Below are 11680 nucleotides of genomic sequence, written 5' to 3'. Positions count from 1 at the left end.
TGGGGTCGCATGTTATCCGCCCCCAACCCTCTCTTGGCCATCGGGTCCCCCCCCCCCCCCCCCCCCCGAGCAAGCTCGGGGAGGATCTTAAGGTCACTCTCAAATCCTCGCCGAGCTTGTCTTGGCGAGGGGGGCGCCGGCCAAAGGCCGGCGGTGGAGGGGACGCGCGCCCCCTCAGCCCGCCCGTGCGCCGCGCGATCCCACAACCTGCCGCATCAGCTGCGCCGGAGCGCGGCAGTAGAGGCGAAAATCGTTGAACGGGTCGGTCACGATCTTCGTCCCCCAGACCAGCCCCGTCTCGACATCGCGGATGAAGAACAGGTGCACCACCCGGAACAGCAGCCCGCCCACGCCCAATGCCAGCCACAAGAGCCCCAGATGCTCCAGGTACTGCATCGCGCCCTGATGCGGCTCGATCATGCCGAACAGGTCGGGCTGCAGGTAGAGCAGCACCGGACATGCCGCCCACAGTCCCATCAGCACCACCTTGCGCGCCAGGTTGTAGCCGACCTTCACGTCTTCCTTGTATGCGTGCGTGCAGTCGTTGACGTGGTCGTAGCCACGCGGCTCGAAGAAGAAGTGGCCAGCCTGGCGGCTGGTCATGGCGACGCCCCAGCCGAGCAGCGCGGCGAGGGCCGGCTCCTTCCACATGATCGCGTAGGCGACGATGAAGGTCGCGGCGCTGACGAAGTGGAGGCTCTGGTTGACCAGGCTGTGATGATAGAAGCGATGGTCGTCCCAGCGCTGTTCGGCGAGCTGTTCGCGGAAGCGGGCGATCTTGCCGGTGGACGAGGTGGAGGGCTGGTGCATGGTCAACCTTGCAGCTTGCGATAACGGACGAGGGAGAAGTGGCCGAGCGGCGGCAGCGGACGCTGTTCGAGCAGGCGGACCTGTCCGTTGCGTTGTGCCCAAGCCTCGTAGCGGGACCAGGGGAACTCGGTGCGCCAGCCGAGGCGACTGGTGATCGGCATCAAGGCTTTTTCTATGCTGTCACGCAGGCCGCCGTTCGCGCTGATGCGCGTGGCGATGACGATCTCGCCGCCCGGACGAACCACACGCACGAACTCGTCGAGTGCGCGTTCCGGGTCTGGCACGGCGGTGACGACGTACTGCGCCACGACCACGTCGAATGCGTTGTCGGGATAGGCAAGCGCCTCGGCGTCGCCGACCGCGATCTCCTCGACGTTCTCCAGCTTCAGTTCGCGGGCGCGGCGGCGCGCCTTGTCCAGCATCGCCTCGGAGATGTCGATCCCGACCAGCCGCGTGCGCTTGTCGTAGTGGGGTAGCGAGATTCCGGTGCCCACGCCCACTTCGAGGACGCGTCCTCCGACTTGCTCGGCCGCCACGATCGCCTGCTTGCGGCCATTGGCGAAGACGCCGCCGAACACGAGGTCATAGACCGGCGCCCACTTGTCGTAGGCTGCCGCAACACTTGCCGTCTGCATGGATAATTGCCGCTCCGCTGCTCTGTGGCAGTGATGCGAGCGAAATATTTCAGCAGCGAGACATTTGCCCGATCAGGCGGCCACCAGGTTGCGCGCGACAGCCTCGGCTACCTTGATACCGTCGATCGCCGCCGACAGGATGCCGCCCGCGTAGCCCGCCCCTTCGCCGGCAGGGTAGAGGCCGCTTATGTTGAGGCTCTGGAAGCTCTTGTCGCGGGTGATCCGCACCGGGGAGGATGTGCGCGTCTCGACACCGGTCATCACCACGTCGGGGTGGTCGTAGTTCGCCACCTGGCGGCCGAACACCGGCAGTGCTTCGCGGATCGAATCGATTACGAACCCGGGCAGGCAGCGTGACAGGTCGGTCATCATGACGCCGGGCTTGTAGGACGGCGTGACTTCGCCGAGCTGCATGGAGGGGCGCCCCGCCAGGAAGTCTCCGACCTTCTGTCCTGGCGCGGCATAGGTGCCGCCGCCGGCTTCGAAGGCGAGGCTCTCCCATTTGCGCTGGAAGTCGATGCCGGCAAGTGGACCCTCCGGGTAATCGCGTGCCGGGTCAATCCCGACGACGAGGCCCGAGTTGGCGTTGAACTCTGCGCGCGAATACTGGCTCATGCCGTTGGTGACGACGCGGCCCTCCTCCGAAGTCGCCGCCACCACGCGTCCGCCCGGGCACATGCAGAAACTATAGACCGTCCGCTCGTTCGAGCAGTGATGCGCCAGCGAGTAGGCCGCGGCGCCGAGATCCGGATGGCCGGCGCACTGGCCATAGCGGGCGCGATCGACCCAGCTTTGCGGATGCTCGATGCGCACGCCGATGGAGAACGGCTTGGCTTCCAGGTAGACGCCGCGCTGGTGCAGCATCTCGAACGTCGGGCGAGCGCTATGACCGACGGCCATGACGACGTGGTCCGCCTCCAGGAACGAGCCGTCATGCAGGTGCAGGCCGCGCAGGCGCTGCTGGCCATCTGCGTCGCGTTGCAGCTCGAGGTCGTCCACGCGGGTCTGCCACCGGTACTCGCCGCCCAGGCTCTCGATCGTCTCGCGCATGGATTCGACCATGGTGACGAGGCGGAAGGTGCCGATGTGCGGGTGAGCCTGCCACAGGATGTCGTCGGGCGCGCCGGCGCGGACGAACTCCTCCAGCACCTTGCGGCCCAGGAAGCGGGGGTCCTTGACCCGGCAATAGAGCTTGCCATCGGAGAAGGTGCCGGCGCCGCCCTCGCCGAACTGCACGTTGGAGTCCGGATTCAGCTCGGAGCGGCGCCACAGGCTCCAAGTGTCCTTGGTGCGCTGGCGCACGACCTTGCCGCGATCGAGGATGATCGGGCGGAAGCCCATCTGCGCCAGGATCAGTCCGGCGAACAGGCCGCAGGGGCCCGCGCCAATCACCACCGGACGCTTTCCCGACCAGGCATCGGGAGCCTTGGCCACGAAGTGATAGGCCATGTCCGGCGTCGGGCGCACGTCCTTGTCGCCGGAAAAGCGCGCGAGCACGTCGGCTTCGTCTTCCAGCTCGATGTCGAGCGTGTAGACTAGCAGGATCGCGCTGCGGCGGCGTGCGTCGTTGCCGCGCTTGAACACGGTGTAGCTCTTGAGCGCCTCAGGCTCGATCCCCAACCGCGCGCAGATCGCTTCGCGGATCGCTTCGGGGGCATGGTCGAGCGGCAGGGAGAGGCCGGACAGGCGCAGCATTTAGCGGGCGCTCGCTTGATCGTCGTCGAATCTGAAGGACATGGCGGGCTCTTAGCGCATCGCGAGAGGCTCGGAAACCAAAGGGCCCTCTCAAGCGATGTGCTCGATCATGGATGCAGCGACGAGCCCCGAGATGAACGTGGCGCCGGATGCCTCCGGCGAACCCGCCGATGCGCCCTCGCGGCGCCGTCGCCGGCACTACCTGCGCAATACGATCATCCTTGTGCTCGGCACGATCTTCGCGATCTGGCTGATCCTGTTCGTCACGAAGGGTCGCTTTCTCAAGGGTCCGTTCGAGAGCATCGCCAGCTCGTCCGCCGGGCGCGCCGTCAAGGTGGGTGGTGACTTCCAGCTCTACTTCGCGCCCTTGCGCATCAAGTTCCTGGCCGAGCAGATCGACGTCAAGAACCCGCAGTGGGCACAGAAGCCCAGCTTGCTGACCGCCAAAAAGATCGATGCCCGCATCGCGCCGCTCTCGCTGATCTTCGGGCGCAAGCGGTTCTACACGATCGAGCTGGTCGACTTCGATGCCGACCTCGAGTGGGACAAGCCGCACAAGCGCAACACCTGGACCTTCGGCGATGGCAGCGGGGGTGAGCCGTTCCAGATGCCGCGTATCGATCGGGCCATCGTCTCGGGCACGCGCGTGCGCTATCTCGACCCGCGCCTGCCGCTGCTGGCCAACCTGGAGTTCGAGCCGATCGTCGCGCGGGACACGCAGATCGGCCAGGACGTCCAGCTCAAGGGCACGGGCCGGTTCCGCACCACGCCGTTCCGGCTCACCGCCAGCCTGCTTTCGCCCGATGCGACGGTCAGTGGCGGCGAGAACAAGCTGACCGCGCGCGCCTGGGCCGCGAACGCCGTGATCGATTTGTCGGGCACGCTGCCGGCGCTCACCGAATACGAGGGCGTGCCGCTGAAGGTCCGCGCGCGGGGCAAGGACTTGTCCGAGCTGCTGGAAGTCATCGATGTGGCGATCCCACGCACGCGGCGCTACGATCTGCGGGCCCAGCTGGTGAACGAGGACCAGGAGTATCGCTTCACGGGCTTGACCGGCACATTCGGGCAATCCGACGTCGCAGGCCGCTTCACCATCAAGAACGAGGAGCGCCTGCGCCTCGACGCCAACCTGACCACGCGCCGGCTGGACATCGTCGATGCCGCGCCCTTCATCGGCTACAATCCCGACATCGTCGCCACAAAGGGCGCCATCGCTGCCGCCGCTGCGACCGGCAACAGCGGCCAGCGCGTGCTGCCCGATGCCGAGCTGCCGGTGGCGATGATGCAGCGCTTCGACGCCGGGCTCGACTGGAAGATCGCGGTGGTGCGCTCGCGCAACGTGCCGGTCTCCAACATCTCGCTCAAGCTGGCCCTGGAGCGTGGGCGTCTGGCGCTCTCGCCCCTGACCTTCACCATGGCGCGCGGCAATGTCGCATCGGACTTTATCTTCGACACACGCAAACGCCCCTCTGCCATCAGCTATGACATCCGACTGCAGTCTACGCCTTTGGGGCGTCTGCTCGCGGGCTACGGCGTGGCGGACTCGGGCACGACGGGGACGATCCGTGGCCGCATCAAGCTGGACGGGCGAGGCGACACCATCCACGACTCCCTTGCGAGCTCGTCCGGTCGGATCGCCTTCGTCATCCCGCAAGGCACGATCTGGACGCAGAACGCACAGCTGGCCGAGCTCGACCTGGGTACGTTCGTCTACAAGATGTTCCAGGGCAAGCTGAAGAAGCCGATCGAGGTCAATTGCGGCCTCGTTGCGTTTACCGTCCGCAATGGCCTGGCCGCGACTGATCCGATCCTGATCGACACGACCAAGAACGTGATCACCGGCAATGGCGGCTTCAGCTTCGGCACCGAGGCGGTCGATCTGGCGTTTCGCGGCGACGGCAAGAAGTTCAGCCTCTTCTCCGGCCAATCGCCGGTAGGCATTCGCGGTCGCTTCGCCGAACCGAGGCTGGACGTGATCAGTCCCCAGCTGATCGGACGTGCTGGCGTCGGACTGGGGCTGGCCGTGGTCGCGTCTCCGGTCGCCGGGCTGCTTGCCTTCGTCGACGTGGGCGATGCCAAGTCGGCTGCGTGTGGTCCGGTGCTCGCGGGTGCGCGGGCCACGGCGCAGCGGACGAAGAAGGGCAAGCCGCGTGAAGACATCGGCAATGGCCGGGTGAAGAAGATAGATTGAGCTCAGGCAAAGCAAGTTGCCACCGCCGTTCGTTGGCGATGTTGCACAGCAGCATCACTACGCAACCAATCGGTAACGCTTCCGAAATTTGTCACGATTGTCACATCGCGAGGGCCTAGGGGCCCGCCAACACCGTCGCTCGAGACGGTCGAATGGTGGGTAAAAGGACTTTCGCATGACGACCTACAAGCAGCGCCGGGCTCTGGTTCTCGGCCTCCTCAGCCTTGGCGCGAGCGCACTGCCGGGCGTGGCCATGGCGCAGAATGCGGCCGCCGACGCCGGCACTGCAGCGATCCCCGCCGACAGCGATGTCGGCACGGACATCGTCGTCACGGCCCAGCGGCGTCAGGAGCGCCTGACCGACGTTCCCGTCTCGGTCGGCGTCGTGCGCGGCGACGACTACCGCACCTTCACCTCGGGCGGTGACGATACGCTGCTGGCGCTCTCGGGCCGAGTGCCGGGCCTCTACGCCGAGTCGACCACCGGCCGCATCTTCCCGCGCTTCTACATCCGCGGCCTGGGCAACATCGACTTCTACCTCGGTGCCTCGCAGCCGGTGTCGATCATCCAGGACGATGTCGTGCTGGAGCACGTGGTGCTCAAGTCCAACCCGGCCTTCGACATCGCGCAAGTCGAAGTGCTGCGCGGGCCGCAGGGCTCGCTGTTCGGCCGCAACACCACCGCCGGCATCATCAAGTTCGATACGAACCGCCCGACCATGGACTTGAACGGCCAGGCCTCCATCAGCGTCGGCAGCTATGGCAGCGTCAACATGGACGCCGGCATCGGTGGTCCGATCGTGGCCGACAAGATCGCCGTGCGCGCCTCTGTGCTGGTGCAGCATCGCGAGGACTACGTCGACAACACCTATCGTGGTCCCAGTGCGGACAGCACCGCGACGCCGATGAAGGACGCCATGGGCGGCTTCGACGATCGCAACGCACGCCTGCAAGTGCTGCTGACGCCCACCGAAACCTTCTCGGTCCTGCTCTCCGGCCACTACCGCGACTACGAAGGCACCTCGACGCTGTTCCTGCGCAACGCTCTGGTGCGCGGCTCCAACGATCCGATCGCCCCGCGCAAGTCGGTCGCGTATGACGAGGCGCAGAACAACCCTCAGGCCTACAAGACCAAGGGGGCCTCCGCCCACGTCACCTGGGATTTCGGCGGCGCGGCGCTGACCTCGATCACGGCCTACGAGACCACCAAGGGTTACAGCCGTGGCGACACCGACGGTGGCGCGGCCGCGAACTTCCCGTTCAACGGCGTTGCCAACGGCTTCGGCCAGTCGCAGGGCCAGATCCGCGATCTCGACCAATGGACGCAGGAACTGCGCCTCGCCAGCACCGGCGAGAACCCGTTCAAGTGGCAGTTCGGCGGCTATTACTTCGATAGCCGCGACACGACCGACTTCTACCAGCGCGCGTTCTTCCTGACGACCGCCGCGCGCAACCCGAACAACTGGGTGCGCCTGCGCAACGTCAACACCTCATGGGCGGTGTTCGGCCAGGCGAGCTACGACCTAACCGACCAGCTGACGATCACCGCCGGCGCGCGGTACACCAACGACGACAAGAAGACGCGCCTGCTCAAGACTGCCAACACGGTGACCAACGCCGTCACCTACACCGGCCGTACCTTCGTCAGGCTGGAAGACGAGAAGCCCAGCTGGGACGTCAGCGCGCTCTACAAGGTGAACCCGGACGTCAGCGTCTACGCCCGCATTGCGCGTGGCTTCCGCGGGCCGACGATCCAGGGCCGCTCGGCGGTGTTCAACTCGGACTTCACGACGGCTGACTCGGAGACGATCACCTCGTACGAAGCCGGGTTCAAGAGCCAGCTGATCGACAACACGCTGCGCTTCAATGCCACCGCGTTCTACTGGACCCTCAAGAACATCCAGCTGAACGGCAACGACTCGAACGGCAACGGCGTACTGTTCAACGCCGACAAGGCCGAGGCCTACGGTCTTGAGGCCGACCTCGAATATCGTCCGACCGAGAACCTGTCGATCACGCTGGGCGGCAGCTTGCTGCACACCGAGATCAAGGACAACCGCGTCTATGCGCAGGTTTGCGCGTTAAACGGCGTCGTAGTTTGCACTGTAAACGACCCGACCATTCGAGGCGGATTGTTCGCGCAGATCGACGGTAACCCGCTGCCCAACGCGCCGAAGTGGACGGTCAACGCCACTGCGCGCTACGACATTCCGGTCGGCGACACCTCCAAGCTGTTCATCGCGACCGACTGGAACGTGCAGGGCTACACCAACTTCGTCCTCTACAAGACCGACGAGTTCTACTCGAAGGGCAACTTCGAGGGCGGCCTGAAGATCGGCTACGACACCGGCAACTTCGAAGTGGCTGCGTTCGCGCGCAACATCACCAACGAGAAGAACCTCAAGGGCGTGATCGAGAACTACATGGCGGCCGTGTACAACGAGCCGCGCATCATCGGCGTCTCGCTCAGCGGCAAGATCCGCTGAGCCTCGGCTCTCGACTGTGGATGGGCCGCGGCTGGCAGCAGCTGCGGCCCTTTCGTTTCCGGTCTATCGGCGAGGGCGCCAACGCTCTTGCTGGACACGATCGGTCCTGCAACACCGCTTGCATGAGCACGATCGACACCCGCCGGCATCAGATGTTCCCCGTCCTCGATCCGCACCAGATCGAGACGGCAAAGCGCTTTGCCAGTGGACCCCCGCAGTGCTTCCCGGCCGAAGAGGAGGTCTACGCCATCGGCGAGGTCGACGCTCCTGCCTGGCTTGTCCTTGCCGGCACGATCGACGTCGTGCGCCGCGACGGTCTCAATCACGAGGCGGCGATCACCACGCATGGCGCCGGGCAGCTGACCGGCGAGGTCAACCAGCTCTCGGGTCGGCCCTCCATCGCCGGTGGTCGCGCGGGTAGCGAGGGCTGTACGGCGATGCCGTTCGATGCGGCGCACCTGCGCGCGCTGATGATCGGCTCGGCCGACGTGGGCGAGGTGATCATGCGCGCGCTGATCCTGCGGCGCGTGGCGCTGATCGAGGATGGCGGCGCCGGCACGATCCTGATCGGCACGCCCGGCAGCCCCGAAGTGGTGCGCATCCAGGGTTTCCTCACCCGCAGTGGCTATCCGAACCTCGTCCTCGATGCGTCCGCCGATGCCGAGGGTCACGCGCTGGTCGAGCGGATCGGCGTGCTGCCGCACGAGCTGCCGCTGCTTGTCTGCCCCAACGGCACGATCCTGCGCCGTCCGAGCGAGGCGGAAGTCGCGGCCTGCCTGGGCATGCTGCCCGAGATCGCGCCGGACAAGGTCTACGACGTGGCGATCGTCGGCGCCGGGCCCGCCGGTTTGGCGGCCTCGGTCTATGCCGCGTCGGAAGGCCTGTCGGTGCTCGTCGTCGAGGAGCGGGCGATGGGCGGGCAGGCGGGTGCCTCGGCGCGGATAGAGAACTATCTCGGCTTTCCGACCGGCATCTCGGGCCAGGCGCTGGCGGGGCGTGCCTATAACCAGGCGCTCAAGTTCGGAGTGGAGATGGCGATCCCGCTGGGCGCGGTGCAGCTGGCGTGCGCGAACCGAGGCGCTGGCGATCCGATCCCACTGGAGCTTGCGGAGGACCGCAAGGTCCAAGCCCGTACGCTGGTGATCGCGTCGGGCGCGCGGTACCGCCGGCCCGATGTGCCGGGGCTGGAGCAGTTCGAGGGCAACGGCATCTCCTACTGGGCCTCGCCGATCGAGGCCAAGCTGTGCGCCAACGAGAAGGTGGCGCTCGTTGGCGGCGGCAACTCGGCCGGGCAGGCCGTGGTTTTCCTTGCGGCTCACGTGGCGGAGTTGCACCTGATCGTGCGGCGGCCGCTGGAAGCCACGATGTCGCACTATCTGGTCGAGCGGATCGCCGCCTTGCCCAACGTCACCATGCATGTCGGCAGCGAAATCGCCGAGCTGGAGGGCGATCGCGAGAGCGGCCTGACCGCCGCCGTATTCCGCGACCGCAAGACCGGCGAAACCTCACGGTGCGAGTTGCGGCACATGTTCCTCTTCATCGGCGCCGACCCCAACGCGGCATGGCTGCAAGGCTGCGTCGAAACCGATGCCAAGGGCTTCGTGATCACCGGTGAAGGCGGTGGCCTGCCGCTGGAGACCAGTCAGCCCGGCGTCTTTGCCATCGGGGACGTGCGCGCCGGCTCCACCAAGCGCGTCGCTGCCGCAGTGGGTGAGGGCGCTGCGGTCGTGGCGCAGATCCACGCCAAGCTGGCGGAGGCCTGACGAGCGCTCATCCGCCCGCTCCCTAATTCGTCATTGCTAGCGCAGCGAAGCAATTCAGGGTCGTGCGGTGGCGCCCTGGATTGCTTCGCTGCGCTCGCAATGACGAGCCATAGAGCGTGAGCCCGCGCACGCTGGGTACGATGACGAAGGACCCATCTCGCTTCGCACCCGCAGCAATGCTAAGGGCGCGCGCATGTTGAACATCACCGGTATCACCGTGCGCCTCGGCGGCCGCACGATCCTCGACCAAGCCACGGCCGCGATCCCCACCGGCGCCCGCGTCGGCCTGATCGGTCGCAACGGCGCCGGCAAGTCGACGCTGATGAAGGTGATGATCGGCCAGCTCGAGCCGGACGACGGCGCGATCGAGATGCCCAAGCGCGCGCGGCTTGGCTACATCGCGCAGGAAGCGCCGAGCGGGACGATGACGCCGTTCGAGACGGTGCTGGCCGCCGATGTCGAGCGCACGGCTTTGCTCGAAGAGGCCGAGACTTGCGTCGATCCCGATCGCCTGGGCGACGTGCACGAGCGACTGCTGGCGATCGATGCCTACTCCGCCCCGGCCCGCGCCGCGCGCATCCTGATCGGCCTCGGCTTCGACGAGGCGATGCAGGGCGAGCCGATGGACAGCTTCTCGGGCGGGTGGAAGATGCGCGTCGCGCTCGCCAGCCTGCTGTTCTCGCAGCCCGACCTGCTACTGCTCGACGAGCCTTCCAACCACCTCGACCTCGAAGCCACGCTGTGGCTGGAGAACTTCCTGCGCGCCTACCCCGGCACGCTGATTGTCATCAGTCACGAGCGCGACCTGCTGAACAACGTGGTCGATAACATCCTGCACCTGCAAGGCGGCAAGGTAACGCTGTACCCCGGCGGCTACGACAGCTTCGAGCGGCAGCGGGCCGAGCGGGCGGCGCAGCTGGCCGCGGCCAAGGCCTCGCAGGATGCGCAGCGCGCCAAGCTGCAGGACTACGTCAACCGCAACAGCGCGCGTGCCTCCACCGCCAAGCAGGCGCAGTCGCGCGCCAAGATGCTGGCGAAGATGCAGCCCGTCGTGGCGATGATGGAAGATCCCTCGCTGACCTTCGACTTTCCCAGCCCGAAGGAACTGCGCCCGCCGCTGATCACGCTCGACAATGCGGCGGTAGGATATGCAGAGGACAAGCCGATCCTGCGCCGACTGGGCCTGCGCATCGATCCCGACGACCGCATCGCGCTGCTGGGCCGCAACGGCAACGGCAAGACCACGCTTGCGCGCCTGTTCGCCCAACAGCTGAAGCCGATGGAAGGCGAGATGAACATCTCGGGCAAGCTCGCGATCGGGTACTTCACGCAGTACCAGGTCGAGGAACTGGCCGGCAGCGACACTCCGCTGGTGCACATGACTCGCGCCATGGACGGCAAGCCGACCGCGCAGATCCGCGGCCAACTCGGCCGCTTCGGCTTCTCGGGCGAGCGGGCGCTGACGCCGGTGTCGAAGCTCTCGGGCGGCGAGCGGGCGCGCCTGGCGCTGGCGCTGGTGACTCGCGATGCGCCGCACCTGCTCATCCTCGACGAGCCGACCAACCACCTGGACGTCGATGCGCGCGAGGCGCTGGTGCAGGCGCTTAACGCTTATGAAGGCGCGGTCATCCTCATCAGCCACGATCGCCACATGGTGGAGCTTACCGCCGATCGCCTGGTCCTGGTCGACGGCGGCGAGGCACGCGAATATGCGGGCAGCATGACCGACTACATGGACTTCGTGCTCGGCCGCAATCAGCCCAAGGCGGAAGGCAAGGGCAAGGCGAAGGACAAACCGGCCCCGGCCGACCAGAAGGCGGTCGCCGCCAACTGGAAGGAGCAGAAGGAGCTGCAAAAGCAGTTCTCCCGTGCCGAGACGGCCATCTCCAAAGCGCAGTCGCGTTTGGCCGAGATCGAGCAGGCGATGGTCACGCCGGTTGCCAAGCCGCACGCGCTGGCAGGGCTGACCGGGGGGCAATTGGCGCAGAGACGCGGCGAGGCGCTGAAGGAGCTTGCCAAGGCCGAAGCCGAGTGGATGGCGCTGAGCGAAAAGCTGGAGGCTTACGCTTAAGTCTCGCTCGCGCCTGCGCTCCGACCTTTA

General features: G+C 66.4%; 7 protein-coding genes. 4 read left to right on the top strand and 3 right to left on the bottom strand.

The window, feature by feature from the left end; all coding sequences use genetic code 11:
- Nucleotides 1-174: 174 nt before the first annotated feature.
- The 3 genes from HNO88_RS18920 to HNO88_RS18910 all read right to left on the bottom strand — a co-directional run bounded on the left by HNO88_RS18920 (nucleotide 175) and on the right by HNO88_RS18910 (nucleotide 3140).
- The gene (locus tag HNO88_RS18920; RefSeq protein WP_184249424.1) at nucleotides 175-810 is read right to left on the bottom strand and encodes a DUF962 domain-containing protein; all 636 of its coding nucleotides are present in this window, start codon (nucleotides 808-810) and stop codon (nucleotides 175-177) included.
- A gap of 2 nt (nucleotides 811-812) precedes the next feature.
- On the bottom strand, nucleotides 813-1445 hold the full coding sequence (locus HNO88_RS18915; protein WP_184249421.1) for a class I SAM-dependent methyltransferase: 633 nt from the start codon (nucleotides 1443-1445) through the stop codon (nucleotides 813-815).
- A 72-nt stretch (nucleotides 1446-1517) separates the two neighbouring features.
- Complete coding sequence (locus HNO88_RS18910; RefSeq protein WP_184249418.1) at nucleotides 1518-3140, bottom strand: NAD(P)/FAD-dependent oxidoreductase; 1623 nt, start codon at nucleotides 3138-3140, stop codon at nucleotides 1518-1520.
- A 109-nt stretch (nucleotides 3141-3249) separates the two neighbouring features.
- Between HNO88_RS18910 and HNO88_RS18905 the strand changes: the two genes are divergently transcribed.
- From HNO88_RS18905 to HNO88_RS18890, 4 genes are all read left to right on the top strand, one after another.
- Nucleotides 3250-5331 (top strand): AsmA family protein, encoded by a 2082-nt coding sequence (locus HNO88_RS18905; protein ID WP_184249415.1) that lies wholly within the window; start codon nucleotides 3250-3252, stop codon nucleotides 5329-5331.
- A 175-nt stretch (nucleotides 5332-5506) separates the two neighbouring features.
- Nucleotides 5507-7816 carry a TonB-dependent receptor gene (locus HNO88_RS18900; protein ID WP_184249412.1) on the top strand — a complete coding sequence of 770 codons (2310 nt, stop codon included), beginning with the start codon at nucleotides 5507-5509 and terminating at the stop codon, nucleotides 7814-7816.
- Between the two features lie 122 nt (nucleotides 7817-7938).
- Nucleotides 7939-9579, top strand: a complete 1641-nt coding sequence (locus HNO88_RS18895; protein WP_184249410.1) for an FAD-dependent oxidoreductase — start codon at nucleotides 7939-7941, stop codon at nucleotides 9577-9579.
- Between the two features lie 193 nt (nucleotides 9580-9772).
- Nucleotides 9773-11650, top strand: a complete 1878-nt coding sequence (locus HNO88_RS18890; protein WP_184249407.1) for an ABC-F family ATP-binding cassette domain-containing protein — start codon at nucleotides 9773-9775, stop codon at nucleotides 11648-11650.
- Nucleotides 11651-11680 lie beyond the last annotated feature (30 nt).

The sequence above is a fragment of the Novosphingobium chloroacetimidivorans genome (genome assembly GCF_014204535.1).
Taxonomy (GTDB): domain Bacteria; phylum Pseudomonadota; class Alphaproteobacteria; order Sphingomonadales; family Sphingomonadaceae; genus Novosphingobium; species Novosphingobium chloroacetimidivorans.
This window is presented reverse-complemented; position numbering and strand designations above follow the sequence as displayed.

What these genes read in the sequence shown, in the direction of transcription:
- HNO88_RS18910 (WP_184249418.1), bottom strand. Translation starts at nt 3,140, where the DNA reads ATGCTGCGCCTGTCCGGCCTCTCCCTGCCGCTCGACCATGCCCCCGAA.
- HNO88_RS18890 (WP_184249407.1), top strand. Translation starts at nt 9,773, where the DNA reads ATGTTGAACATCACCGGTATCACCGTGCGCCTCGGCGGCCGCACGATC.
- HNO88_RS18905 (WP_184249415.1), top strand. Translation starts at nt 3,250, where the DNA reads ATGGATGCAGCGACGAGCCCCGAGATGAACGTGGCGCCGGATGCCTCC.
- HNO88_RS18915 (WP_184249421.1), bottom strand. Translation starts at nt 1,445, where the DNA reads ATGCAGACGGCAAGTGTTGCGGCAGCCTACGACAAGTGGGCGCCGGTC.
- HNO88_RS18900 (WP_184249412.1), top strand. Translation starts at nt 5,507, where the DNA reads ATGACGACCTACAAGCAGCGCCGGGCTCTGGTTCTCGGCCTCCTCAGC.
- HNO88_RS18920 (WP_184249424.1), bottom strand. Translation starts at nt 810, where the DNA reads ATGCACCAGCCCTCCACCTCGTCCACCGGCAAGATCGCCCGCTTCCGC.
- HNO88_RS18895 (WP_184249410.1), top strand. Translation starts at nt 7,939, where the DNA reads ATGAGCACGATCGACACCCGCCGGCATCAGATGTTCCCCGTCCTCGAT.